The following is a 24,816-nucleotide window of genomic DNA, read 5'->3' as shown; positions in this document are numbered from 1 at the left end:
CGGAGCCCTGGACCCTACGCCCGAGGCTCCGCCCCGGCCCCCGCGCCTCAAACGCCGGCGGGGCTGAAAAGATCGGGGCTCCGCCCCGCACCCCGCGAGTCTCGTCCCAGACCGGGGCTTGACATGCCCACCCGCCGCCTGGGCCTGCGGGTGGCTGCCCCCGCCTTGGGCAATCTGCCGCCAACCACGCCTCCCCACCCTTGGCGGTCGCCGCCAACCGCCTTGGGCAATCTGCCGCCTTGGGCGGCAGGGTGGGCAAGGCGGCCCCCGGTGCCGCGCGCCCCTCGCGAAGGCGTCAACCCCGGAAAGCCTCGGGGCGCTCGCTCTCCGCAAACGCACCCCCGTCCCACACCCCGCCCAACTCCGGCCCCAGCCACCCCTCCGCCCCGGCCCGGAACGCCACGGGTGGCAGCGCCCCGGCCCCCGCAGGCACCGCCCCCAGCAACTCCGCCCCAGCCACCACCGGCAGATCCGCCACATTGCAGCGCTCCGCGAGCCCGGGGTCGCGGGGCCAGCTGCCGATGACGACCCCCGCCTGGCGAAGGCCGCGCGACCGCAACGCCTCACCCGTCAACTGCACGGAGTTCAACGTCCCGAGCCCCGCCGCCGCGACCACCAGCACCGGCGCCCCGAGCAACCCCGCCACATCCGCCAACGTCGCACCCTCCTCGTCGAAGCGCACGAGCAGACCACCCGCACCTTCCACCAGCACGAGGTCGTGCGACGCCGCCAACTTCTCGACGGCGTCGGCCACTTGCCCCGGCCGCACCGGCGCAAGCCCGGCCCGCGCCGCCGCCGTCCCGGGCGCGAGCGGCTCCGGGTACCGCGCCAGCTCGACTCCCGTCACCGCGTCCCCCGCGAGCCGCACCACCTCGTCCACGTCTCCCGGCTCCCCGGGCGCGACGCCCGTCTGGGCCGGTTTGAGCACGGCCACCGAACGCCCGGACCGCGCCGCGACGGCCGCAAGCGCCGCCGTCGTCACGGTCTTGCCCACCTCGGTCCCGGTCCCGGTCACGACCAGCACACTCATCTCGGCACTGACCTTTCACCTGAAGCGGCGGCAGCGACCGCGCACACCGCGCGAGCGATCCGTGCCACGTCCTCGTCGCTCGTGACGTACGGCGGCATCGTGTAGACGAGGTCCCGGAACGGCCGCAGCCACACACCCTCCGCGACCGCCGCCCGCGTCGCCGCCGCCATGTCGACCTCGCGGTCGAGCTGCACGACGCCGATGGCGCCGAGGACGCGCACATCCCGCACCCCGGCCAGTTCGACAGCCCCCGCGAGCCCCTCGCGCAGCCCCGCCTCGATCCGCTTCACTTCACCGCGCCAGTCCTGCTCCAGGAGCAGATCGATCGACGCGCACGCGATCGCCGACGCCAGCGGGTTCCCCATGAACGTCGGCCCGTGCGCGAGCACCGGCACCTCGCCCCGCGAGATCCCCTCGGCGACCCGCGCCGTGCACAGCGTCGCCGCCATCGTCAGATAGCCACCGGTCAACGCCTTCCCGATGCACATCACATCGGGCGACACCCCCGCGTGCCCGGCCGCGAACAGCTCCCCGGTCCGCCCGAACCCCGTGGCGATCTCGTCGAACACCAGCAGCACATCGTGCGCGTCGCACGCCTCCCGCAGCACCCGCAGATACGCGGGGGAGTGGAACCGCATCCCGCCCGCGCCCTGCACCACCGGCTCCACGATCACGGCCGCCACCTCGTGCGCGTGCCGCCCGATAGCCTCCCGCAGCTGCTCCGCGTACGCCTCCTCGTACGCGTCGAAGCCGCTCGGCGGCTCGGGCACGAAGATCTGCTCCTGCAACACGCCCGCCCACAACCCGTGCATCCCGCCCTCCGGGTCGCACACGGACATCGGCTGCCAGGTGTCACCGTGGTAACCACCGCGCCACGTCAGCATGCGCCGCTTCTCGGGCCGGCCGAGGGAACGCCAGTACTGCAGACACATCTTCAGGGCGACCTCGACCGACACGGACCCCGAATCGGCGAGGAAGACGTGCTCCAGGCCCTCCGGTGACATGTCGACAAGACGTTCCACGAGCCGTACCGCCGGCTCGTGCGTCAGGCCGCCGAACATCACATGGCTCATCCGATCCAACTGGCCGCGCGCCGCCTCGTCGAGCACCGGGTGGCCGTAGCCGTGGATCGCCGACCACCACGACGACATCCCGTCCACCAGCTCGCCGTGCCCCGTGACCCGAAGCCGCACCCCGGCCGCCGACTCGACGACCAGGGGCTGTTGCGTTCCGGGCATCGGACCGTACGGGTGCCAGACGTGGCGCCGGTCCAGGTCGAGCAGTTCGTCCAGGTTCAGTTCAGGCATTGGGCGCGAGATCCGTCCCCGCACCCCGGCGACGTACGGTGACGAGATCGGTCCGCGCCTCATCGGTCCGCGCCTCATCGGCCCCGGCCTCGGCGGCGGCCTCGCTCCCGGTCTCCGGCGAAGGCGCACAGGTCGACCCGCAGCCACCCCCGGCCCGGTGCTCCGGCAGCGTCACCTGCTCGGCGCCCTCCACCTCGAACCCCGCGTCCGCGATCATGTCGAGGTCGGCCTTCCCGGCCTGGCCCTCGCTCGTCAAGTAGTCACCCAGGAAGATGGAGTTGGCGATGTGCAGCGCGAGCGGCTGCATCGACCGCAGGTGCACCTCGCGGCCACCCGCGATCCGCACCTCCACGTCCGGGCACACGAACCGCACCATGGCCAGGATCCGCAGACACCGCTGCGGCGTCAGGTTCCACTCCTTGGCCAGCGGTGTCCCCTCGAAGGGGATCAGGAAGTTCACCGGCACCGAGTCCGGGTCGAGTTCGCGCAGCCCGTAGACGACATCGACCAGATCCCCGTCGCTCTCGCCCATGCCCGCGATGAGGCCGGAACAGGCGGAAAGCCCCGCCGCGTGCGCCTTCTTCACGGTCTCGACGCGGTCCGCGTACGTGTGCGTCGTGGTGATGTCGCCGTACGTCGCCTCGGAGGTGTTGAGGTTGTGGTTGTACGCGTCCGCCCCCGCGCCGCGAAGGCGTTCCGCCTGCCCCTCGTCGAGCAGGCCGAGGCAGGCGCACACCTCGACGTCCTCGTTCTCGGACTTGATCGCGTCGATGGTCTTCGCGACCCGGTCCACGTCCTTGTCCGTCGGGCCGCGCCCGCTCGCCACCAGACACACCCGCTTGGCGCCGCCCGCGACCCCGGCGGCCGCCGCCTTCGATGCCTCGTCGGGCTTCAGCCACGTGTACTTGAGGATCTCCGCCTTCGAACCGAGGCGTTGCGAGCAGTACGAGCAGTCCTCCGGGCAAAGCCCCGATTTGAGGTTCACCAGATAGTTGAGTTTCACCCGCCGCCCGAACCATTGGCGGCGCACCTTGCCGGCCGCGGCCACCACATCGAGCAGTTCGTCGTCCGACGTCGCGAGTACCGCGAGCGCCTCTTCACGGCTCGGCAGTTCGCGCCGAAGCCCCTTGTCCACCAGCGTGTTCAGCAGGTCCATGGGCCCTGATCCTTACCTATCCCGTGCTCTCGGGGAAAGGAGACTCTCTACAAAGGACGGCGCACGTCGTGTGGGTATTGCCACATCCTGCCCGAGTGGCGCGGGCGCTAGTGTCTGTGCATTACCTACAAAGCACCGCACCTACAAAGCACCGCTCGCCCATTGCCGGACTCGCAGAGGACTCATGGCCACGCCCCACACACCCGCGTTCGGCTGGATCGGCGAACAGCGGCGCGCCCGCGAGGCCGCCGGGCTCGTCCGCACCCTGCGCCCGCGCCCCGCGGACAGCCCGATGCTCGACCTCGCGAGCAATGACTATCTGGGCCTCGCCCGGCACCCCGAGGTCGTCGAGGGCGCGGCCGGGGCCGCGCGCAGGTGGGGCGGCGGGGCCACCGGGTCCCGTCTGGTCACGGGCAGCACCGAGCTGCACGCCCAACTGGAGCGGGAACTGGCGGAGTTCTGCGGTTTCGAGGCGGCCCTCGTCTTCTCCTCCGGATATGCGGCGAACCTCGCAGCCGTCACCGCGCTGGCCCCGCACGGATCACTGATCGTGTCCGACGCGGGCAACCACGCCTCGCTGATCGACGGCTGCCGGCTCGCTCGCGGCGCCACCCAGGTGGCCCCGCACGCGGACCCGGAATCCGTCCGCAAGGCACTCGGCACGCATGAAGGGGCGGCCGTCGTCGTCACCGACTCGGTCTTCTCGGTGGACGGCGACCGGGCACCGGTCATCGAACTTGCGCAGGTGGCACGGGAGTTCGGGGCGGGTCTGATCATCGACGACGCGCACGGGCTCGGCGTCGTGGGCGCCGGCGGGCGCGGCGTTCCGTACGCGGCGGGACTCGCGGGCGCGGCCGACACCGTCGTCAGCGTCACCCTCTCCAAGTCCCTCGGCAGTCAGGGCGGCGCGGTGCTCGGCCCCGCCCATGTCATCGACCATCTCGTCAACACGGCCCGCACGTTCATCTTCGACACGGGCCTCGCCCCGGCCGCGTGCGGCGCTGCCCTCGCGGCACTGAGGCTGTTGCGCCGCGAGCCGGAACGCGCCGCGCGCGCACGGAACGTAGCGACATCCCTGCATCAACTACTGCAAAATGAAGGCCTGTTGGCCGTCCGTCCCGATGCCGCGGTCGTCTCCGTGCGTGCCCCCTCGCCCGATGCGGCGGTCCGCTGGGCGGCGGACTGCCGGGACGCGGGCCTTTCGGTGGGGTGCTTCAGGCCGCCTTCCGTGCCCGACGGCATCGCGCGGCTGCGGCTGACCGCCCGCGCCGACCTCACGGAGACCGAGGTCGCCGAGGCCGTCCGAGTGATCAGCCGCACCGCTCCCAACGGGGCTTCTACCGTAAGGAGTTGACGAACGTACGCCAGCTCGTGGACGTGAACAGGAGCGCGGGCCCCGTCGTGCGCTTGGAGTCGCGGACGGCCAGCAGGCCGACCGGCGAACCCGGCCTCAACGAGGCTGTCTCCACGCAGTTGTTGGCGCCCGTGCTGCGGCTGCTGCGCCGCCATCGGACACCGCTCAGCGACGTACTGCGGGCAATGGCCATGATGCCTCCTCACGCGGTGCCGGCGCACGACGAGGTGTCGGCGTCCTCGCTTACCCGGCAATCTTCGCGATGAATTCGAGTGAATCCTCGGGTGACCTGGCATGGAGCAGAAGAGCGTCGAAGGCGTCGGTGTACGCCTTGAGGTCTTCTTTCCGTTCGAGGTAGAGGCTACTCGTCAAATGGTCGAGAACAACCACATCCAGATCAGATGTGTTCGGAAAAGAGAACACAACGAAAGGTCCCGTCAAGCCGATATGGCCACCCGACGAGAACGGAAGCACATGGATCCGGACATGTGGCATTGATGCGGCCTCGGCCAGATGTGCCAATTGCCGCCGCAGCACTCCGTTCCCGCCCACCTCCCTGCGCAGCACCGCCTCGTCGAGCACGGCGGTGAGCCGCAGCGGCGGATCGGCGCGCAGCACGTCCTGGCGCGCGAGCCGCACCTCCACCAGCGCGTCGATGTGCTGGTCCGGCGCCCCGTTCAATACCGAACGTGTCACCGCGTGCGCGTACTCGGGTGTCTGCAGAAGCCCCGGTACGACGCTCGTCTCCAGGGTCCTGATGCGGCACGCCTGGGACTCCAGGCTGATGAAATCGCGGTACGCGGGCGGCAGTAGACCGCGGTACGCGTGCCACCAGTGGTGTCCGCCCACCTCGTCCCCGCCGGCCAGTGCGACCACCAGTTCGCGCAGTCGGGGATCGCGGGCCTCGAAGGCGTCGAGCAGCCGCAGCACGTCCGAAGGCTTCACGCCGCTGCGTCCTGTTTCGATCCTGCTCACCTTCGACTGGTGCCAGCCGACGAGCCGTGCCGCCTCCCCGCTCGTGAGGCCGGCCTGGACGCGCAGCGTCCGCAATTCGGCACCGAGCTTGCGACGGCGTACGGCGGGACCGTATTTCATGGGGGACTCCTCGGGCTCCTCGCGCCACCCGGCCGGACTCCCTCCCGGCCCGCACGGGGCGCGTGTCTGAGCCGACGGTAGAGGACGGAGCGTGCCTCGGCCCAAATACGGTCCACCGTCGCAGAGTTCACCGCATCGAGCGACAGATATATGCATATCTTGGGGGATCGGCACCACAGTGGTACGTCCAAGTGGCAATCTGGCGCGAAGCAGTTGCCGGGGGCCGCGCGGGAGCGATCCGCGAGGCCGGACGAGCCACCTCGGCGGGAAAGGGACACGTCGCCATGGCAGACCACCAGGAAGCATCCGTCACGCTGCCGAGCGATCCCGCCTCGGTCTCGGCCGCCCGAAGGTATGTCGCCACCGTCCTCGCGGAGTGGGGCATGGCGGCGGGGACCGATGCGGCGGACACCATCCGCCTGATCGTCTCCGAGCTCGCGACGAACGCGGTGCAGCACACCCTCGGGCAGTCACCCACGTTCACCGTCGACATCGAGCTGGAGCGCGACGAGCAGCTGCGCATCGGCGTCACCGACAGCCACCCGCGCTACCCCAAGCGGCTGCCGGCCGCCGTCCAGCAGGACAACGGCCGGGGCATGGTGATCATCCGCTGCCTCATCAAGGAGTTCGGCGGCACGCTGACGGTGCGACCGACCCCGGAGGGCGGCAAGACGGTGCTGATCACGCTGCCCTGGGTGGCTCCGGTCACCCGACCCGCCTGAGAACCGCTCGCCGCAACAGCCACGGCAGCAGCCCCCACAGGCCCGTACAGACGCAGAACGTCCCCACGCCCGCCGCGATCCCGCCGGCCCTGCCGACCGTCACATCGACCACGAGCAGCACGGACCCGCTCAGCGCGAGCACGAGCGCCACCATCCCGTACGCCGCGAGCCGCGAGGAGACCCGCACTATCTGCGGTTTCGCGCCCAGGCTGAACAGCATCCGGTGCACCGCGGCCGGCGCCGTGAACAGCGTGGCCGCGATGACCGTGAGGAGCAACGTCGTGACGTACGTGGTCCGTTGGACCGTGTCGAGCGACGGAAAGCGCGACGTGAACGCCAGGGTCAACAAGAACGCGAACAGGAACTGCACGCCGGTCTGGATGACCCGGAGCTCCTGAAGGAGTTCTCCGAAGTTCCGATCGGCGCGCTCCAGCGGCGTCTCGTTGCGCTCGTGCATCCCCTACGAGTATCCGCTCGCGGCACGCTCACGCGCGAGCGCTGCGGCTCACCGCACCCGGCCGTACGACACGCTGTTCGTCCAGATCCGCTCGAGACGTACCACGGCGCCGGTCTTCGGGGAGTGCCAGATGCGGCCCTTACCGGCATAGATGCCCACGTGGTAGATACTCCGGCCGGAGCGGAAGAACACCAGGTCACCGCGAGTGCGGTGAGACCTTGAGATGTGCTTGGTCCTGTTGTACTGCTGGGCCGCGGTGCGCGGCAGCTTCTTGCCCGCCCGCTTGAACGAGTAGAGCGTGAGGCCCGAGCAGTCGAACCGGTGCGGCCCGGTGGCGCCCCACTTGTACGGTGCACCCTTCTTGGACGCGGCGACGTGCAGTGCCTTGACGGATGCCGTGGCCGCTGATGCCTCGGATGCGGCGCCGGGGACCATGAGCCCCGCGCCGGCGACGGCGATGGAGAGGGCGGAAGCGGTACCCGCCCGGGTCAGCAGCGACGGAACACGATTCAGCGCAGTCATGCGCAACCCTTCGTCAGCCGCCTGTGAAGGATGACCTGTCGGGTTCGGGCCGGCGAAGTTGCCCGGCCGCAAGCTGCGGCTTCACCCCAAGGACCGTCCGTCGCGGCCTCTGACGAGGCGCGGCGGGGGCCCGTCGTGCTCGGGTCCTCCACTCCTGCCGATGCACTCCTGTCGACCTGGCATCCGCACGGCGGCAGGACTCGGCGTCCGTGCGGACCGCCCCGCCGCGGTGGCGGGGGCTTGTCGTCGCAACGGATCTTCACGCACGGCGGGGGCGAAAACCGAGGTGAACCGGCGGTAAGTGAGTCTCGTCACCCTTGACCCGTTCAGGTGGACGGTGCGGCTTTCGCCCCGGACCGACGAGCCCCGACGAGCCCCGCACCAGCGACGGAACGCCGAATTCCGACAGCCGCCTACGGCTCGTGCGCAACTTTGCCGGGCTCATCGACGGACCGGAGGTTGGGCCGTACGGGGTACCTCGTTCGGGGCGTTTGGATCGTGCCGTAGCGGTTCGGGATGTCCAGTGAACAGTCCCGACTTCAACTGATCGGTTCTGAGGGCAAAGTGACCCGCTTGGTGCGCCGCTCCCCGTCCAGGACGCGCAGCGCCCGCGCCAGCGTTGTCGCGTGCACCCGGCTCTCGCCCCGCTGGTGCATCAGGTTCAGCGCGTCCCGCAGCTCCACCGCCCGGCTCACCAGCGCCTGCGCCGCGCGCAGCCCGCTGTAGGTGTTGTCGCCCCGGGCCGGGTTGATGCGGGCGATGAGGTCGACCACCTCCAGATAGCGGTCCACGAGCTCGCACTCGGCGCGGGTCATCGCGGGCAGCGGCGGAAGTTCGGGCGGGTACATCGGCATCACCTCGCGTCGGGGGAGCGCAGGGTGGCGGTCCGGTTCTCCACGATGTGGTCCACCAGGCCGTACTCGAGGGCCTGGTGCGCCGTCAGCACGGTGTCGCGCTCGATGTCGGCGCCGACCTGTTCCTTGGAGCGGCCGCTGTGCAGGGCGAGGAACCTCTCCAACTGGTCGCGCATGCGCACCAGTTCGCTCGCGTAGATCTCCAGGTCGCTCGGCTGTCCCTGGGCCGGCTCGGGCAGTGAGGGCTGGTCGATCACCACGCGCGCGCCGGGCAGCATCATCCGCTTCCCCGGCGCCCCTGCCGCGAGGATGACCGCGGCCACGGACGAGCACTGCCCCAGACAGGTCGTCGCCACGTCGCAGCTGACGTACTGCATCGTGTCGTAGAGCGCGGTCATCGCGCTGAACGAGCCGCCGGGAGAGTTGATGTACAGGGAGATGTCCTGGTCGGGCGCCAGGTACTCGAGGTACATGAACTGCGCCATCACATCGTTCGTCGAGATGTCGTCGATCGGTGTCCCGAGGAAGACGATGCGCTCTTCCAGGAGCTTCGAATACGGGTCGAGGGTGCGGCTCCCCGAACTGGTGCGCTCGGTGAACTCGGGCAGGACGTAGCGGCCGGACGGACGGGTCATGGTGCCTCCTCAAGGCGCTGCTGCGGGACCTGCTTCTCCAAAAATGTACAGGACGTACATGACGTACGATGGGGAGCATGGCCTACGAGATTCCGGTGACGCAAGCCAGGGCTGAGCTCGCCGACCTGATCAACCGCGTCGTGTACGGAAGTGAGCGCGTGGTCGTCACCCGGCACGGCAAGCCGCTCGTCGCCCTGGTCTCGGCCGCGGACCTGGAGCGACTCGAGGCGATGAGCGAGTCCGCCGGAGATGTCGTGGATGAACCGGTGATCACGTCCGTGTCACGAATTGGCACCCTGACGTCCGCTCCCGGCGAACAGCAAAGGTTTGGTATTGCCGCGGAACATCGCGGCCCCGAGATGAGGTAGCGCGCTCGGCGTTCAGCAATAAGACGGTCAAGCGTCGGTTAACGCCGTTGAAACTCCGCTGAATTACCCTCCAGTCCCAGGTCATCGGCCGCTTTTCGCGGCAGGGGTCGGCACAGATGTGCGCCTTTGTTGTGTGTTACATCTAGACCCGTCGCGGTGGCCGCGGCAGCCGGGCCCGCATGGCCCGGCGTGAAGGACTGTGAGGTGGATTCGTGCAACTGACCCCGCACGAGCAGGAGAGACTGCTCATCCATGTGGCTTCTGACGTCGCCGAGAAGCGTCGGGCCCGGGGTCTCAAGCTCAATCATCCCGAGGCGATCGCGCTGATCACTTCGCACATTCTCGAAGGCGCCCGGGACGGGCGCACGGTCGCCGAACTCATGGCATCCGGCCGCAAGTTGCTCACCCGCGACGACGTCATGGACGGCATCCCCGAGATGATCCACGACGTGCAGGTCGAGGCGACGTTCCCGGACGGCACCAAGCTCGTGACCGTTCACGAGCCGATCGTCTGACGGGGGAGCGGAAGTCATGATTCCCGGAGAAATACTCTTCGCCGACGAACCGGTCGCATACAACGAGGGCCGCGACGTCATACGTATGACGGTGCTCAATGCCGCCGACCGCCCCATCCAAGTGGGTTCCCACTACCACTTCTACGAGGCCAACCCCGGCCTCGACTTCGACCGCGCCGCCGCCCGCGGCAAGCGGCTGAACATCGCCGCGGGCACCGCCGTTCGCTTCGAGCCCGGCATCCCCGTAGACGTCGAACTCGTAGCCCTCGCAGGCAATCGCATCGTCACCGGCCTGCGCGGCGAGACCGGAGGTGCCCTCGATGCCTGAGCTGTCCCGTGCCGCATACGCCGACCTGTTCGGCCCCACCACCGGCGACCGCATCCGGCTCGCCGACACCGATCTGCTCATCGAGATCGAGGAGGACCGCTCCGGCGGCCCCGGCCTCTCCGGCGACGAGTCCGTCTTCGGTGGCGGCAAGGTCATCCGCGAGTCCATGGGCCAGTCACGCGCCACCCGCGCCGACGGCACCCCGGACACCGTCATCACCGGCGCCGTGATCATCGACCACTGGGGCATCGTCAAGGCCGACATCGGCATCCGCGACGGCCGCATCACGGCGATCGGCAAGTCCGGCAACCCGGACACGATGTACGGCGTCCACCCCGACCTCGTCCTCGGCCCGGACACCGAAGTCATCGCGGGCAACGGCAAGATCGTCACCGCCGGCGGCATCGACACCCATATCCACTTCATCTCGCCGACCCAGTTCGACGAGGCCCTCGCCTCCGGCGTCACCACGCTGGTCGGCGGCGGCACGGGTCCCGCCGAGGGCTCCAAGGCGACCACCATCACCCCCGGTTCCTGGCACCTCGCCCGGATGTTCGCGGCGATGGAGAACAGCCCGGTCAACATCGGCTTCCTCGGCAAGGGCAACACCATGTCGAAGGAGTCCATGCGCGCCCAGCTGCGCGGCGGCGCCATCGGCTTCAAGATCCACGAGGACTGGGGCGCGACCCCGGCCGTGATCGACGCCTGTCTCGACATCTGCGAGGAGTCCGGCGTCCAACTCGCCGTCCACTCCGACACGTTGAACGAGGCCGGCTTCGTCCAGGACACCTTCGACGCGGTCGCCGGGCGCACACTGCACGCCTTCCACGTCGAGGGCGCGGGCGGCGGGCACGCGCCCGACATGATCACCGCGGTGTCGCTGCCCAACATGCTGCCGAGCTCGACCAACCCGACGCGGCCGCACACCGTCAACACCGTCGAGGAACACCTCGACATGCTGATGGTCTGCCACCACCTCAACCCGACGGTGCCCGAGGACCTGGCCTTCGCCGAGTCCCGCATCAGGCCCACCACCATCGCGGCCGAGGACATCCTGCACGACCTCGGCGCCATCTCGATCATGTCCTCGGACTCGCAGGCCATGGGCCGCGTGGGCGAGGTCATCATGCGGACCTGGCAGACCGCGCACGTGATGAAGCGCCGCCGCGGCTTCCTGCCCGGCGACACCCGCGCCGACAACGCGCGCGCCCGCCGCTACGTCGCCAAGTACACGATCAACCCGGCCGTTTCGCAGGGCATCGAGCACGAGGTCGGCTCGATCGAGTCCGGCAAGCTCGCCGACCTGGTGCTGTGGGACCCGAAGTTCTTCGGCGTGAAGCCGCAACTCGTCGTCAAGGGCGGACAGATCGCGTACGCGCAGATGGGCGACGCCAACGCGTCCATCCCCACGCCGCAGCCGGTGCTGCCGCGCCCGATGTACGGGGCGTACGGCAAGGCGCCGCAGGCCAACTCGGTCAACTTCACCAGCGAGTGGGCGATCGAGGACGGGCTGCCGGAGCGGCTCGGGCTCGGGCGGCAGTTCGTGCCGATCCACTCCACCCGCGGTCGCGGCAAGTCCGACATGGTCAACAACGACGCCCTGCCGCGCGTCGAGGTCGCCGCCGACTCGTTCGCCGTGACCATCGACGGCGAGCTCGTCGAGCCCGCCCCGGCCGCCGAACTGCCGCTCGCGCAGCGGTACTTCCTGTTCTGATGCGGGTGCTTACGAGCCGGGTGCGTACGTCATGACGCGCGCCGCACTGCTCGTCCTGGCCGACGGCCGCTTCCCCGCCGGAGGGCATGCCCACTCCGGCGGGGCGGAGGCCGCCGTCAAGGCGGGGCGCATCACCGGCGCGGCGAGCCTTGAGGACTTCTGCCGGGGCCGCCTGTACACCAGCGGCGCCGTGACCGCCGCCCTCGCCGCGGCGGCCGCGCTCGGCATCGACCCCGGGACGCTCGACGAGGCAGCCGACGCGCGTACGCCGTCGGCCGCGCTGCGGGTCGCCGCCCGCAAGCTCGGGCGGCAGATGATGCGGGCCGCGCGCGCCACCTGGCCGCATCCCGAACTCGACGTCCTGGCGCGGCAGTTCCCCAAGGGGGCGCATCAGCCCGTCGTGCTCGGGCTCGCCGCTCGGGCCGCCGGGCTTGGTGCGGAGGACGCCGCGTACTGCTCCGCGTACGAAGGGGTGGGTGGGGCGGCGACCGCCGTGGTGCGGTTGTTGAGCCTCGACCCGTTCGATGCGACCGGAGTTCTGGCGCGGCTTGCGCCTGAGGTGGACCGGGTGGTCGCGGATGCCGTGGAGGCGGCGCGGCGGGCGGTCGACCTGGGTGTCGATGCGTTGCCCGCCGGGTCCGCCCCGCTGCTGGAGATCGGCGCGGAGGCCCATGCGGCCTGGCCCGTGCGGCTGTTCGCGTCCTAGCGGGAGTCGCCCCCGCCGCCCCTTCCCATTCCCGACCCCTGGGGGCTTCGCCCCCAGACCCCCCTTGTCGGCCTGAACGGCCTCGTCCTCAAACTCCCCCAGCTAACGCTGGGGGTGCCCCCTGGACGGGCTGGATTGAACGGCCGATCAGACATCTGGAGCCGTGATTTCTATGCACCTTGGACACTCCCACGACGAAGCCTCCGCCGTTTCCGCCGACGCTCAGCGGCCCGACGGTACGCGGCGTGCCCTGCGGATCGGGCTCGGTGGGCCCGTCGGTTCGGGCAAGACCGCCACTGTCGCCGCGCTGTGCCGCGCGCTGCGCGAGGAGCTCTCGCTCGCCGTCGTCACGAACGACATCTACACGCGCGAGGACGCCGCCTTCCTGCTGCGCGAGGCCGTGCTGCCGCCCGAGCGGATCACCGCCGTGGAGACCGGCGCCTGCCCGCACACCGCGATCCGTGACGACATCTCCGCGAACCTGGAGGCCGTCGAGGACCTGGAGGACGAGGTCGGCCCGCTCGACCTGATCCTCATCGAGTCCGGCGGCGACAACCTCACCGCCACCTTCTCCAAGGGACTCATCGACGCGCAGATCTTCGTGATCGACGTCGCGGGCGGCGACGACATCCCGCGCAAGGGCGGACCCGGCGTCACCACCGCCGACCTGCTCGTCATCAACAAGACCGACCTCGCCCCGCACGTCGGCTCCGACCTGGCGCGGATGGAGGCCGACGCCAAGGAGGCGCGGGCCGAACTCCCCGTCGTGCTGCAGTCCCTGCGCTCCGAGGTCGGCGTCGGGGACGTCGCGGCCTGGGTGCGGGCGCAGCTCGCCGCGTGGACCGCGTGAGCGCCGGAGTCCGGTCCACCGCCCGGATCGTCGCGCGCGGCGACGGGCGGGGCGCGACCGCGCTGCCCGTCATGGAGGGCGAGGGCTCGTTCGCGCTGCGCCGTACGCGCGGCGCGAGCGCCGACGAGGCCCGCGTCATGCTCGTCGGCGTCATGAGCGGCCCGCTCGGCGGCGACCACCTCACCGTGGAGGCGCGCGCCGAGGAGGGCGCGCATCTGCACGTGGGCTCCATCGCCGCGACCATCGCCCTGCCGGGGCAGAACAAGGGCGAGGCCCACTACGACGTACGGCTCGACGTCGCCGAAGGGGCCCGCCTCGACTGGCTCCCGGAGCAGTTGATCTCGGCGGGCGGAAGCGATCTGCGAGTGAACACGCGCGCCGAACTCGCGCCGGGCGCGCGGCTCGTGCTCCGCGAGGAGCAGGTGCTCGGGCGCGTGGCGGAGGAGCCGGGTCGGCTCACCAGCCGGCTGACCGTGTACCGGGCCGGGCGTCCGCTGCTCGACCAGGAGCTGGCCTGCGGACCAGGCGCACCCGGCGGCTGGGACGGTCCCGCCGTCCTCGCCGGCCATCGGGCCCTCGGTCAACTGGTCGTCGTACGCCCGGAGTTCGAGACGGAGAAGCCGTCCGCCGCCCTTCTCGACGAGGCCGGAACGGCCGCGCTCACGCCCCTCGCGGGCCCCGCCGTACTGGTCACGGCGGTCGCGCCGGACGCCCTGCAACTGCGCCGGACACTCGACGAGGTGCTCGGCCGACTGGCCTGAACCGCTCACCGGGGCGAGTTATACCGTTTATCGGATTGGTAAAGAACGCCCGCTGTCCCTGTTGCCGGGGACCCCGCACGCGTCAGGATCCGCGTACCGATCAGCAACACGATCGACGTACGGATCGAATCGATGTGCGGGAGGCCTCACTTGAGACGGACCAGACAGACAGCGCGCGGCAGCCGAAAGGCGGTGATCGGCTCCGCGGGCGCGTTCGCAGCGGCGGCGCTGATAGCGGGCGCGGTCTCCGCCCCCGCCGCGCAGGCCGACGCATCCAAGTCCGGCAGCAGCAGCACCGCCGACCGCCAGGCGCGCGGCGCGGCCTTCGCCGCCGCCAAGGCCGCGAAGGCCGGCGTCGACTGGAAGGACTGCCCCGAGGACTGGGGCCTCGCCAAGCCCATCCAGTGCGGTTGGGTCAGCGTGCCGCTCGACTACGCGAAGCCGAACGGCAAGCAGATCAAGCTCGCCGTCGACCGCATCGGCAACACAGGCACCAAGGGCGAGCGCCAGGGCTCCCTCGTCTACAACCCGGGCGGCCCCGGCGGCTCCGGCATGCGCTTCCCGACGCGGGTGACCACCAAGAACCCGATCTACGCCAAGATGGCGAAGGCCTACGACCTCGTCGGCTTCGACCCGCGCGGCGTCGGCCACTCCGCGCCGATCTCCTGTATCGACCCGCAGGAGTTCGTCAAGGCGCCCAAGGCCGACCCGGTCCCCGACAGCGAGGCGGACAAGCTCGGCCAGCGCAAGCTCGCCAAGGAGTACGCGGACGGCTGCTACGAGAAGAGCGGCGAGATGCTGCCGCAGATGACGACGCCGAACACCGCGCGCGACCTCGACGTCATCCGTGCCGCCCTCGGTGACAAGAAGCTCAACTACCTCGGCGTCTCCTACGGCACCTACCTGGGCGCCGTCTACGGCACGCTCTTCCCGGGCCACGTCCGCCGCATGATCGTCGACAGCGTGGTCAACCCGGCCAAGAGCAACATCTGGTACGAGGCGAACCTGAACCAGGACATCGCCTTCGAGGGCCGCTGGAAGGACTGGCAGGACTGGGTCGCCAAGAACGACGCGACCTTCCACCTCGGCGACACCCGCGCCAAGGTGCAGCAGCAGTGGGAGACCCTGCGCGCCGCCGCGAAGAAGAGCCCCATCGGCGGGGTCGTCGGCCCGGCCGAGCTGATCTCCTTCTTCCAGAGCGCGCCGTACTACGACTCCTCGTGGGTGCCGGTCGCGCAGACGTGGAGCAAGTACGTCGCCGGTGACACGCAGGCCCTGGTCGACGCCATCGCCCCCGACATGTCGGACACCGCGGGCAACGCCGCCTCCGAGAACAGCAACGCGGTCTACACCGCCGTCGAGTGCGCCGACGCCAAGTGGCCCACCAGCTGGTCCAAATGGGACAGGGACAACACCGAGCTCCACAAGAAGTACCCGTTCATGACGTGGGCCAACGCGTGGATGAACCTGCCCTGCGCCACCTGGAAGACCAAGCAGCAGACGCCGCTCGACGTGAAGACCGGCAAGGGCCTGCCGTCGGTCCTGATCGTGCAGTCCGAGCGCGACGCCGCCACCCCGTACGAGGGCGCCGTCGAGCTGCACAAGCGCTTCAAGGGATCCCGCCTGATCACCGAGAAGGACGCGGGCTCGCACGGCGTCACCGGTCTCACCAACCCCTGCGTCAACGACCGGGTCGACAGCTACCTGCTCACCGGCAAGACCGACAAGAAGGACGTGACGTGCGCCCCGCACGCCACGCCCAAGCCGTAGTCGTAGCCGTTCAGTAGGCCTACGCAGCCGAGGACGCCAGCCAGGCGTCCTCGGCCGCGTAGTCGAAGATGCCGGTCGTGTACGAGGCGACCATCTTCGGGAAACCGGTCTCCCAGTCCTGCTCCCGCAGCCGCGCGGCCAGCCACTCGACCGTCTCCGGGAGCGCGTCGGCGTACGTCGTCACCGGCTTGTACCCGAGCTCCCGTTCGGCGGCCGACATGTCGAGGATCAGCGGGAGCGGCACCGACCAGGGGCTGTCCCCGACGTTCGGCGCCGGGGGAGGACCGTCGACGAGCACCGTCTCGGTCTCCACGCCCATCACCTCGTCGATCATCGCGCCGATCTCGGCGACCGAGGGATGGTCGGGGTCCGCCGCGTTGAGCACCCGGGATCCGGGCCGCGCCGCCGCGAGCCGCACCAGTTCCGCCAGGTTCCGGGTGCTCGCCGGATGGAAGCGGCTCTCGCCGTTGTACGCGAGCAGGCGCGTACGGCGGCCGTCCAGGTTCCGCTTGACGAAGTACAGCTCCCGGGGCGTGCGGCAGTACGGGCCGTGCACGGCGGACGGCCGCAGCACGGTCGTCGGCAGCCGGTCACCGAGAGCCAGCAGATCCTGCTCGATCCGCACCTTGCGCGCCCTGGATCCGTCGCCGGGTGACGCCGTCCGCTGCGTCTCCGGGATCGGCACGGGATAGCGCGGCCAGCCGTCCGGCTGCTCCTGCGTGTGGAAGCCGCGCCCCTGCTCGTCCTCGTACACCGCCGCGCTGGAGGCCACGACGGCCGAACCGATCCGGTCGGCGAGCCCCGCGAGCTGCTGTCCGTGGGCCGGCGTGAAGGCGATGAGGTCCACGACGAGGTCGACCCCGTCCCCGACGAGCGCCGCGACGGCGTCCCCGTCCTCCCGGTCGAGCGCCACCGCCCGCACGTCCCCCGGCCAGCCCGCGTCCCGCCCGCCACCGCGCGAGGCCGCCGTCACCTGCCAGCCGTCCGCCGCGAGCGCCCGCACCGTGGGCCGCCCGATCTGCCCTGCCGCACCGATCACCAATGCTTTCTTCATGACCGGACCGTACGTCGGCGGGGGCCGCCCGGACCCCGGAATCTGCTCAGCGCAGAGCGCGGAACCCGGGGGAGGCCAACTCAGTGGCAGCCGCGGGAACCGGGGGAGATCAACTCAGCGGCAGCCGCGGGAACTTCCGGGCCTTCTCCTCCTCGGCCTCCGCCTTCACCAGGGCCGCGTACTTGTCGACGTACTCCTGCCCGGACAGCTCCAGGATCGCGTACATGATCTCGTCGGTGATCGCCCGCAGGATCGCCTTCTCGCCGTCCATGCCGTCGTAGCGCGAGAAGTCGAGCGGCTTGCCGAACTTGATGGTCACCCGGCGCATGTTCGGGATCTTCTGACCCGGCGGCTGCGCCTCGAACGTGCCGATCATCGCGCACGGGACGACCGGCGCCCCCGCCTTGAGCGCCATCGCGGCGACGCCCACCTTGCCCTTGTACAGGCGCCCGTCGTGCGAGCGCGTGCCCTCCGGATAGATGCCGAGCAGCTCCCCGCGGCGCAGCACCCCGAGGCCCTCGCGGATCGCAGCCTTCCCGGCCTCCTTGCCCGAGCGGTCGACCGGGATCTGACCCGCGCTGCGGAAGAACGTGGCGGTGAGACGCCCCCTGATGCCGGGACCCGTGAAGTACTCGGCCTTCGCCAGGAACGTGATCCGCCGCTTGATGATCGCGGGCATCAGGAAGTGATCGGAGAACGACAGATGATTGCCCGCGACGATCGCGGCGCCGGATTCCGGTATGTACTCCAGGCCCTCGATCCGGGGCCGGAAGAGCAGCCGCAGCAGCGGCCCGAGGATCACGTACTTGAGCAGCCGGTAGAACATCCCGATCGCCTTCCCCCACAAACCACTTGGACCACTTGTACTGCCGCTTGTACCGCCGCGTGCTTGCGCACAGTAACCAATCGGCAGCGTCGGCGCGAGAGCCCGATCGGGCCCTGTCCCGGGCCCGCACGGCGCGTCCGCTTGGCGGCGGCGGCCCCGGCGGGTGCTCTGTTCCCACCCTGACGTCCCACCGAGACGCCCCACCCCGACGTCCCCTGATGTCACAGCACCGGAGGTCTTCCGTATGCGTTCCCTCTACGTAGCCGCGGCCGCGTTCCTGTCCCTGGCCGCGGCCGCCCCGGCCGCCCACGCCGTGACCACCGGGCCCGCCGGGTCCGAGCGGCCGCGGGGCCTGTTCCTGACGGTCTCCGGAGCCGAGAACACCTGGGTCCGGGGTGTCCTCCTGCGCTGCACGCCCAAGCCCTCGGGCCACCACCCGTACGCCGCCGAGGCCTGTGCCGACCTCAGGGCGGCGGGCGGCGACCTGGACGCGCTGCCGGTCGAACAGCAGATCTGCACCAAGCAGTACGACCCGGTCACGGTCGCGGCCACCGGCACGTATCGCGGCAAGGCGATCTCCTGGCACAAGACCTTCGGCAACGCCTGCGAGATGGACGCGTCGACGGGCCACGTCTTCCGCTTCTGACCCCCCAAGGTGCCGGCCGTCAGTTGCTGCGTGACGCCACCATCGCCACAGTGAGCAGGCCGAGCACCACCCAGCCGAACCACAGCCACCCGTTGCTGCCGAGCGCCACCGTGTAGGCGGTCACGGCCACCAGGCCGCCCACGGTGAACGCACCCATCGTCTTCGTGGAACCGGGCATGACACCCTCCTCCCAGCGGCCGGACGGAGTCCGAGCCGCGACCAGGAGGCCATATTCACCCGTAACGGGGTAGTGGCGCTACTGCCGCGCGCGGGGTGGCGCTACTGGCCGCGCGCGTTGAGGGAGGCCAGGTAGGCGTTGTACGCCGCCAGCTCCTTGTCGCCGTCCCGGTCCGCGGCCCGGTCCTTGCGGCGCGCCTGCCGGTCCTCCGACTTCTTCCACTGGAAGAGCAGGGCCAGCAGCACAAGCACTGAAGGCACCTCGCTGAACGCCCAGGCGATGCCGCCCGCCGCCGTCTGGTCGGCGAGCGGATCGATGCCCAGCGAGGCCGGCGGATTCTCGAACGTGCCGACCATCGTCGTCGACGCCATCATCAGCGCGATCCCGAAGAAGGCGTGGAACGGCATGCCCGCGAACAGCTCCAGCATCCGCATCACATAGCCGGGCCGGTTGGGCCCCGGGTCCACGCCCATGATCGGCCAGAAGAACACCAGGCCGACGGCGAGGAAGTGCACCATCATCGCGAGGTGGCCGACCTTGGACCCCATGAGGAAGTCGAAGAGCGGCGTGAAGTAGAGCGCGTACAGGCTCGCGATGAACAGCGGGATCGTGAAGGCCGCGTGCGTGATGATCCGCAGGTAGCGGCTGTGCAGCAGCGCGAGGAGCAGCTCACGCGGCCCCTTGCTGCCGCGCTTCGCGGACACCGGCAGCGCCCGCAGCGCGAGCGTGATCGGGGCGCCCATCAGGAGCAGGATCGGCGACAGCATGCTGATGACCATGTGTTGCACCATGTGCACGCTGAACATGACCATGCCGTAGTCGTTGAGCTTCGTGCACATCACCAGACCGATGGTGAGCACGCCCACGACGTACGCGATCGTCCGGGACACCGGCCACGCGTCACCGCGCCGGGCCAGGCGCAGCACGCCCCATCCGTAGAGGGCGAGCGCCAGCAGGCACCCGACGAGGAAGAAGGGGTCGGCCGACCATTGAAGGCCACGCCCCAGCGTGAACGGCGGCAGATCCATGTTCATGCCGTGCCCGCTGTGATCCATCCGCCGGCTCCTGTTGCTCGTTTCGTACGGATTGTGCGCACCCAGAGTAGAACTGCCCCCGGCCGCTGTTTCGGCCGGGGGCAGTTCTGTGTGTCCTGGAGCGGGTGTGGATCAGCGGGTGTGGATCAGAGCACGCACTCGGCTTCGGCGTACCGCTCGTCCGGGACCGTCTTCAGCGTCTCCACGGCCTCGGCCAGCGGCACCATCAGGATGTCGGTGCCACGCAGCGCGGTCATCTTGCCGAACTCGCCGCGGTGCACGGCCTCCACGGCGTGCCAGCCGAACCGCGTCGCGAGCACGCGGTCGTACGCGGTGGGGGTGCCGCCGCGCTGCACATGACCGAGGATCACGGGGCGTGCCTCCTTGCCGAGGCGCTGCTCCAGCTCGATGGAGAGCTGGCGGGCGATCCCCGCGAAGCGCTCGTGGCCGTAGACGTCCTTGCCGCCCTCGTCGTACTCCATCGAGCCGGCCCGCGGCTTGGCGCCCTCGGCGACGACCACGATGGCGAACTTCTTGCCGGCCTCGAACCGCTCACCGACCTTCTTGGTCAGCTCGTCGATGTCGAAGGGGCGTTCCGGCACGACGACGGCGTGCGCGCCCGCGGCCATGCCGGAGTGCAGCGCGATCCAGCCGGTGTGCCGACCCATGACCTCGACGATCAGCACGCGCTGGTGCGACTCGGCGGTGGTCTTGAGGCGGTCGAGCGCCTCGGTGGCGACACCGACGGCCGTGTCGAAGCCGAACGTCACGTCGGTGACGGCGATGTCGTTGTCGATCGTCTTCGGTACGCCGACGATCGGGAGGCCGTTGTCCGAGAGGAGGCGGGCCGCCTTCAGGGTGCCCTCGCCGCCGATCGGAATGATCGCGTCGAGACCGAGATCCGCGACGTGCTCCTTGGCCCGCTCGATGCCGTCACGCAGATGCGCGGGCTGTACGCGGGAGGAGCCGAGGATGGTGCCGCCGCGGGCGAGGATGCCGCCCACTGCGTCGAGGTCCAGCTTGCGGTAGTCGCACTCGAGCAGGCCCTTCCACCCGTCGTGGAAGCCGATGACCTCGTCGCCGTGGTCGACGACGGCACGGTGCACGACCGAACGGATCACGGCGTTCAGGCCGGGACAGTCGCCGCCTGAAGTGAGGACACCAATACGCATAAGCCCGGATTACCTTTGCAAACGTGGGCCGATGGCCGGACTGCGTCGTCCGCCTTGACCCCCGTACCTTATCGGCGGCCGGGGGCCCGACCGCACCGGGCGTCCGACTGGTGGACTGGCCTGCTCACATGGGCGCGTGGGTGCCCTAAAGGGCCCTGGGGGAGGGCCCCGAGAGGATCAGGCGGGCTGCGTCGTAGCCGCCGCGATCCGCTCGCTGCGGAGCTCCTCGTACCAGTGGTCGTTCACCGGCGGCAGTGCGTTCACATCGAGCGCCAGCTTGATCAGCAGGTCGGCGATCTGCGGATTGCGCGCGAGTACGGGCCCGTGCATGTACGTGCCGAAAACGGTGTCGTTGAAGGCGCCTTCGGTGCCGTCCCCCGTGCCGTTGCCCTTGCCCATCCGGGTCCGGGCGAAGGCCCGCGCCGTGGGGCCGAGGTGCGTGACGCCCTGGTGGTTCTCGAAGCCGGTCAGCTCCGGCAGGCCCAACGACGGGTCGATGTCGCCCAGTACGTCACCGACGCAGCGCTCGCCCTCGCCGCGCGTCGAGACGACGTCGAGCAGGCCGAGGCCGGGCTCGCGCTCACCGAGGTCGTTCACGAACTCGTGGCCGAGGATCTGGTAACCGGCGCACACGGAGAAGACGATCGCGCCGTTGGCCACCGCGCGCTCCAGGCCGCCGTCGCGGCGCAGCCGCTCCGCCGCGAGGCGCTGCGGACGGTCCTCGCCGCCGCCGATGAGGTAGATGTCGCCGGAGGTAGGCACGGCCTGGTCGCTGCGCACGTCGTAGCGCTCGACCTGGAGGCGGCGCTGCTGGGCGCGGCGCTCCACCACCAGAGCGTTGCCCTGGTCGCCGTAGGTGCTCAGGAGGTCGGGGTAGACCCACACGAGACGCAGGCTGTTGTCACTCATGCTCATGATCCTTCGCTGTTCGCGCTCTGTGTGGGGCTCGTCAGTTGCCCACGCGGCGGCGGACGTCCTGGAAGGCGGTGTAGTTGGCGATCAGCTCGATCCGCCCGGGGGGCGACATCTGCACCGCCTCGTCGAGCGTTTCGCAGACCCGGAAGTCGAGGCCCGCGACCTCGAGGCGGACCGCGAGGTCGAGCCGGCGGTCGCCGATCACGCAGATCGGGTGCCCGGCCAGGCGCGTGTAGTCGACGTCCCACAGCCAGGAGGTGTCGGTGCCGTCGGCGCCCCGCGCGTTCACCGAGAGGATCACCGGGGTCGGCGGCGGGTCGATCAGAGTGAACGTTTCGAGCCAGCCCGCCGGGTTCTTGGCGAGCAGCAGCCGGAGGTCGCGCTCCTGGAACTGCACGACGTCGTAGCGCCCCGCCACCGCCTGCACCTGGTACATGCGCTCCAGGGCGACCTGCGGGGGCACCCCGAAGCAGGCGGCCACGGCAGCGGACGTCGCCGCGTTCGCCTTGTTGGCGCGGCCCGGCAGTTGGAGGTTGATCGGCCATGCGGAGCCGTGCGGGTCGATGACGTGGTCGCCCTGGAGCGCCCAGCTCGCGAGCGGGCGGCGGAAGCCGCACTCGCCGCAGAACCAGTCGTCACCGGGGCGCTGCATCACGCCGCCGCACGCCGGGCAGGACCAGGCGTCGTCCTTCCACTCCTGGCCCGCGGCGACCCACACCACGTTCGGCGAGGAGGAGGCGGCCCAGACGATCAGCGGGTCGTCCGCGTTCGCGATCACGATGGCCTTCGAACCGGACAGGCCCTCACGCCACTTCTCGGCGAGCATGCGGGTCTCGCCGGCGCGGTCCAGCTGGTCGCGCGAGAGGTTGAGCAGCGCGATCGCCTTCGGGTCGGTGTCGCGGGCGACACCGGCCAGGTACTTCTCGTCTACTTCGATCACGCCGTACTTGGCCTCGCCGCCGCCGGCCAGGGCGGAGGTGATGCCCGCGGGCATGTTCGCCCCCAGCGCGTTCGAGACGACGGGGCCGCTGGCGCGCAGGGCCTCCGCGAGCAGTCGCGTGGTCGTCGTCTTGCCGTTCGTGGCCGAGACGAGCACCACGTCCAGGTGCTGGGCGACCCGCGCGAGCAGCTCGGGGTCGAGCCGCAGCGCGACCTTGCCGCCGATCACTGATCCGCTGCCGCGGCCCGCCGCCCGCGACACCGCGGCCGCGGCCCTGCCCGCGGTGACGGCCAGCTTGGCCCGCGGAGTCATCGGCTCCGAGTTGCCTGACATCTTCCTGGGTCCTCCTTGCGTACCGCGCCGCGCCTGCCCCCGGCATCGATTGTGGGCTCAGCCTATCGAGATCCTCTGACAAGCCCGAACAGTGGCACCACCAGCACTTCGTGGTGCGTACTGGACCGTACCCTTACCGGCATGCGACACGGCTCGATCCCGGGCGCCTCAGGGCGCGTACGACCCCTGACCCTGCTCGGTGAAACCGTGCTGCACCAACCCTGCGCCCAGGTAACGGACTTCGGCCCGGACCTCGCGCGCCTGGTCGAGGACATGTTCGCCACGATGTACGCGGCGCAGGGCGTGGGCCTCGCCGCGAACCAGGTCGGCGAGGGACTTCGGGTCTTCGTCTTCGACTGTGAGGATGACGACGATGTGCGCCACGTCGGCCACGTCGTGAACCCGCGTCTGGTCGAGGCCGACGGCGACGTGATCCGCGGCCCCGAGGGCTGCCTGTCGCTCCCGGGCCTCGAGGCGGGCACGCCCCGCTTCGACCACGCGCGCGTGGAGGGGTACGACCTCGGCGGCGAACCTGTGGTGATCCACGGCACGGGCTGGTTCGCCCGCTGCCTCCAGCACGAGTGCGACCACTTGGAGGGTCGTACGTACACGGAGCGGGTCACCGGGTGGCGCCGCAGGAAGGTGCTGCGGCAGGCGGCGAAGGCGCCGTGGGCCACGTGAGGCGCTGAGGCGGCGTCGTCAGGTGCGGCGGCGTCAGGTAGTGAGGCGGAGTCGCCAGGTACTGAGGCCGCGCCGTCAGGTGTTGAGGAGATGGCCCGGTCAGAAGCCGGGGCCGCCCACCTTGTCGCCCGCCGCGGCGAGCCGCCCCCACAGCAGATCGGCCAGTGCGCGCACCAACTCGGCGCGCTCGCACGGGCGGTCACCGAGCCACCAGTCACCGGCGGCGTGCATCATGCCGACGATCCCGTGCCCCCACACACGCGCGAGTTGCTGGCTGCCGGGGCCGAGGTCCACGCGCTCCTCGATGACCTCGGCCAGCTCCTCGCCCATCCGGCGCAGCAGCGGCGCCGAGTGCCGTCCGACGTCGAACCCGGATTCGGCGGGGGCGCCCTCCGACGGATGCATCAGGAAGCGGTAGACCTGAGGGCGGGCCTCGATCGCCGCCAAGTAGGTGTCGAGCGTCGCCTCCACGCGCTCGCGCCGCTCCGCGGGCGCGTCCAGGGCGGCCCGCAGCGAGGCGAGCAGCGCGTCCGTGTGTCGCATGGCGAGCGCGGCGTAGAGGCCGCCCTTGTCGCCGAAGTGCCGGTACAGGATCGGCTTGGTGATCCCGGCCTCGGCCGCGATGGCGTTCATCGAGGCGCCGGGGCCGTCCCGGAGCACCACCCGGTCCGCGGCCTCAAGCAGCTCGCGGCGCCGACGCTCGGCGGCGGACTGTTGGTCCGCGCGCTGATCGTTCCGTTGTGTGGTCTCCATGAGCTCTCCCCACCCCCGTGCGATTGCCTGACGCACGCGAAAGGTAACACCCGATGGCCATCCGGTATCGAACGCGCACTCGGAGGTTGACAGGGGCTACTCGCCAGTAACAGACTCGAGTTACCTTAAGTAACACAGTA

General features: G+C 70.4%; 29 protein-coding genes. 12 read left to right on the top strand and 17 right to left on the bottom strand.

Annotated features, from left to right (window positions below):
• Positions 1-295: 295 nt before the first annotated feature.
• The 3 genes from bioD to bioB are packed head-to-tail and all read right to left on the bottom strand — an operon-like array spanning position 296 to position 3,493.
• On the bottom strand, positions 296-1,030 hold the full coding sequence (gene bioD / locus OHA73_RS08730) for a dethiobiotin synthase (protein ID WP_327654743.1): 735 nt from the start codon (positions 1,028-1,030) through the stop codon (positions 296-298).
• Complete coding sequence (locus tag OHA73_RS08725; RefSeq protein ID WP_327654742.1) at positions 1,027-2,337, bottom strand: adenosylmethionine--8-amino-7-oxononanoate transaminase; 1,311 nt, start codon at positions 2,335-2,337, stop codon at positions 1,027-1,029. The genes bioD and OHA73_RS08725 overlap by 4 nt, the downstream gene beginning before the upstream one ends.
• A complete protein-coding gene (gene bioB, locus OHA73_RS08720) occupies positions 2,330-3,493 on the bottom strand; it encodes a biotin synthase BioB (RefSeq protein WP_327654741.1) in 1,164 nt (387 codons plus the stop codon). The genes OHA73_RS08725 and bioB overlap by 8 nt, the downstream gene beginning before the upstream one ends.
• A gap of 184 nt (positions 3,494-3,677) precedes the next feature.
• Between bioB and OHA73_RS08715 the strand changes: the two genes are divergently transcribed.
• A complete protein-coding gene (locus tag OHA73_RS08715; protein ID WP_327654740.1) occupies positions 3,678-4,847 on the top strand; it encodes an 8-amino-7-oxononanoate synthase in 1,170 nt (389 codons plus the stop codon).
• Here the strand turns inward: OHA73_RS08715 and OHA73_RS08710 are convergent.
• Both OHA73_RS08710 and OHA73_RS08705 read right to left on the bottom strand, forming a co-directional pair.
• Complete coding sequence (locus tag OHA73_RS08710) at positions 4,831-5,040, bottom strand: DUF397 domain-containing protein (protein ID WP_266722299.1); 210 nt, start codon at positions 5,038-5,040, stop codon at positions 4,831-4,833. The two genes, OHA73_RS08715 and OHA73_RS08710, sit on opposite strands and share 17 nt — an antisense overlap.
• Positions 5,041-5,090: 50 nt before the next feature.
• On the bottom strand, positions 5,091-5,942 hold the full coding sequence (locus OHA73_RS08705; protein WP_266722301.1) for a helix-turn-helix domain-containing protein: 852 nt from the start codon (positions 5,940-5,942) through the stop codon (positions 5,091-5,093).
• Between the two features lie 284 nt (positions 5,943-6,226).
• Here OHA73_RS08705 and OHA73_RS08700 point away from each other — a divergent pair, with 284 nt between their 5' ends.
• Positions 6,227-6,664: an ATP-binding protein gene (locus tag OHA73_RS08700; RefSeq protein WP_266722303.1), complete on the top strand. Its 438-nt coding sequence runs from the start codon at positions 6,227-6,229 to the stop codon at positions 6,662-6,664.
• On the opposite strand, the gene OHA73_RS08695 is transcribed toward OHA73_RS08700, so the two are convergent.
• The 4 genes from OHA73_RS08695 to OHA73_RS08680 form a co-directional block, all read right to left on the bottom strand.
• The gene (locus OHA73_RS08695) at positions 6,648-7,121 is read right to left on the bottom strand and encodes a DUF6328 family protein (protein WP_266722305.1); all 474 of its coding nucleotides are present in this window, start codon (positions 7,119-7,121) and stop codon (positions 6,648-6,650) included. The two genes, OHA73_RS08700 and OHA73_RS08695, sit on opposite strands and share 17 nt — an antisense overlap.
• A 48-nt stretch (positions 7,122-7,169) precedes the next feature.
• Positions 7,170-7,643 carry a C40 family peptidase gene (locus OHA73_RS08690; protein WP_266722307.1) on the bottom strand — a complete coding sequence of 158 codons (474 nt, stop codon included), beginning with the start codon at positions 7,641-7,643 and terminating at the stop codon, positions 7,170-7,172.
• Between the two features lie 539 nt (positions 7,644-8,182).
• Positions 8,183-8,491: a hypothetical protein gene (locus tag OHA73_RS08685; RefSeq protein ID WP_266722309.1), complete on the bottom strand. Its 309-nt coding sequence runs from the start codon at positions 8,489-8,491 to the stop codon at positions 8,183-8,185.
• A 5-nt stretch (positions 8,492-8,496) separates the two neighbouring features.
• Complete coding sequence (locus OHA73_RS08680) at positions 8,497-9,132, bottom strand: ATP-dependent Clp protease proteolytic subunit (protein ID WP_327654739.1); 636 nt, start codon at positions 9,130-9,132, stop codon at positions 8,497-8,499.
• 77 nt (positions 9,133-9,209) lie between these two features.
• On the opposite strand from OHA73_RS08680, the gene OHA73_RS08675 reads away from it, so the two are divergent.
• The 8 genes from OHA73_RS08675 to OHA73_RS08640 all read left to right on the top strand — a co-directional run bounded on the left by OHA73_RS08675 (position 9,210) and on the right by OHA73_RS08640 (position 16,144).
• Positions 9,210-9,500 (top strand): type II toxin-antitoxin system Phd/YefM family antitoxin, encoded by a 291-nt coding sequence (locus OHA73_RS08675; protein ID WP_266722313.1) that lies wholly within the window; start codon positions 9,210-9,212, stop codon positions 9,498-9,500.
• Between the two features lie 212 nt (positions 9,501-9,712).
• Entirely contained in the window at positions 9,713-10,015 is a 303-nt protein-coding gene (locus OHA73_RS08670; protein WP_266722315.1) for an urease subunit gamma, read from the top strand.
• Between the two features lie 16 nt (positions 10,016-10,031).
• Positions 10,032-10,343 carry an urease subunit beta gene (locus OHA73_RS08665; protein ID WP_266722317.1) on the top strand — a complete coding sequence of 104 codons (312 nt, stop codon included), beginning with the start codon at positions 10,032-10,034 and terminating at the stop codon, positions 10,341-10,343.
• A complete protein-coding gene (locus OHA73_RS08660) occupies positions 10,336-12,057 on the top strand; it encodes an urease subunit alpha (RefSeq protein ID WP_266722319.1) in 1,722 nt (573 codons plus the stop codon). The genes OHA73_RS08665 and OHA73_RS08660 overlap by 8 nt, the downstream gene beginning before the upstream one ends.
• A 31-nt stretch (positions 12,058-12,088) precedes the next feature.
• Positions 12,089-12,763: an urease accessory protein UreF gene (locus OHA73_RS08655; protein WP_327654738.1), complete on the top strand. Its 675-nt coding sequence runs from the start codon at positions 12,089-12,091 to the stop codon at positions 12,761-12,763.
• A 172-nt stretch (positions 12,764-12,935) separates the two neighbouring features.
• Positions 12,936-13,613 (top strand): urease accessory protein UreG, encoded by a 678-nt coding sequence (gene ureG, locus OHA73_RS08650; RefSeq protein WP_266722323.1) that lies wholly within the window; start codon positions 12,936-12,938, stop codon positions 13,611-13,613.
• On the top strand, positions 13,610-14,374 hold the full coding sequence (locus tag OHA73_RS08645; protein ID WP_443063049.1) for an urease accessory protein UreD: 765 nt from the start codon (positions 13,610-13,612) through the stop codon (positions 14,372-14,374). The genes ureG and OHA73_RS08645 overlap by 4 nt, the downstream gene beginning before the upstream one ends.
• Positions 14,375-14,524: 150 nt before the next feature.
• Positions 14,525-16,144: an alpha/beta hydrolase gene (locus OHA73_RS08640; protein ID WP_267071303.1), complete on the top strand. Its 1,620-nt coding sequence runs from the start codon at positions 14,525-14,527 to the stop codon at positions 16,142-16,144.
• 19 nt (positions 16,145-16,163) lie between these two features.
• Here the strand turns inward: OHA73_RS08640 and OHA73_RS08635 are convergent, their stop codons facing one another.
• Positions 16,164-17,198, bottom strand: a complete 1,035-nt coding sequence (locus OHA73_RS08635; protein ID WP_267071304.1) for an NAD-dependent epimerase/dehydratase family protein — start codon at positions 17,196-17,198, stop codon at positions 16,164-16,166.
• A 109-nt stretch (positions 17,199-17,307) separates the two neighbouring features.
• Positions 17,308-18,024, bottom strand: coding sequence for a lysophospholipid acyltransferase family protein (locus tag OHA73_RS08630; protein ID WP_266722331.1), 717 nt, complete (start codon positions 18,022-18,024; stop codon positions 17,308-17,310).
• A gap of 244 nt (positions 18,025-18,268) precedes the next feature.
• Between OHA73_RS08630 and OHA73_RS08625 the strand changes: the two genes are divergently transcribed.
• On the top strand, positions 18,269-18,670 hold the full coding sequence (locus OHA73_RS08625; protein ID WP_267071305.1) for a subtilase-type protease inhibitor: 402 nt from the start codon (positions 18,269-18,271) through the stop codon (positions 18,668-18,670).
• A 19-nt stretch (positions 18,671-18,689) separates the two neighbouring features.
• On the opposite strand, the gene OHA73_RS08620 is transcribed toward OHA73_RS08625, so the two are convergent.
• The 5 genes from OHA73_RS08620 to OHA73_RS08600 all read right to left on the bottom strand — a co-directional run bounded on the left by OHA73_RS08620 (position 18,690) and on the right by OHA73_RS08600 (position 23,242).
• Positions 18,690-18,848: a hypothetical protein gene (locus OHA73_RS08620; protein ID WP_266722335.1), complete on the bottom strand. Its 159-nt coding sequence runs from the start codon at positions 18,846-18,848 to the stop codon at positions 18,690-18,692.
• A 101-nt stretch (positions 18,849-18,949) separates the two neighbouring features.
• Positions 18,950-19,903: a cytochrome c oxidase assembly protein gene (locus tag OHA73_RS08615; RefSeq protein ID WP_267071306.1), complete on the bottom strand. Its 954-nt coding sequence runs from the start codon at positions 19,901-19,903 to the stop codon at positions 18,950-18,952.
• A gap of 125 nt (positions 19,904-20,028) precedes the next feature.
• The gene (locus tag OHA73_RS08610) at positions 20,029-21,054 is read right to left on the bottom strand and encodes a 6-phosphofructokinase (RefSeq protein WP_266722339.1); all 1,026 of its coding nucleotides are present in this window, start codon (positions 21,052-21,054) and stop codon (positions 20,029-20,031) included.
• 177 nt (positions 21,055-21,231) lie between these two features.
• Positions 21,232-21,963, bottom strand: coding sequence for a type 1 glutamine amidotransferase (locus OHA73_RS08605; RefSeq protein WP_266722341.1), 732 nt, complete (start codon positions 21,961-21,963; stop codon positions 21,232-21,234).
• Positions 21,964-22,003: 40 nt separating this feature from the next.
• Complete coding sequence (locus OHA73_RS08600) at positions 22,004-23,242, bottom strand: Mur ligase family protein (RefSeq protein ID WP_266722343.1); 1,239 nt, start codon at positions 23,240-23,242, stop codon at positions 22,004-22,006.
• Positions 23,243-23,383: 141 nt separating this feature from the next.
• Here OHA73_RS08600 and def point away from each other — a divergent pair, with 141 nt between their 5' ends.
• Positions 23,384-23,923 (top strand): peptide deformylase, encoded by a 540-nt coding sequence (gene def, locus OHA73_RS08595; protein WP_327654736.1) that lies wholly within the window; start codon positions 23,384-23,386, stop codon positions 23,921-23,923.
• Between the two features lie 99 nt (positions 23,924-24,022).
• Here the strand turns inward: def and OHA73_RS08590 are convergent, their stop codons facing one another.
• Positions 24,023-24,676 (bottom strand): TetR family transcriptional regulator, encoded by a 654-nt coding sequence (locus OHA73_RS08590; RefSeq protein WP_266722347.1) that lies wholly within the window; start codon positions 24,674-24,676, stop codon positions 24,023-24,025.
• Positions 24,677-24,816: the final 140 nt, after the last annotated feature.

The sequence above is a fragment of the Streptomyces sp. NBC_00483 genome, from assembly GCF_036013745.1.
Lineage (GTDB): Bacteria > Actinomycetota > Actinomycetes > Streptomycetales > Streptomycetaceae > Streptomyces.
This window is presented reverse-complemented; position numbering and strand designations above follow the sequence as displayed.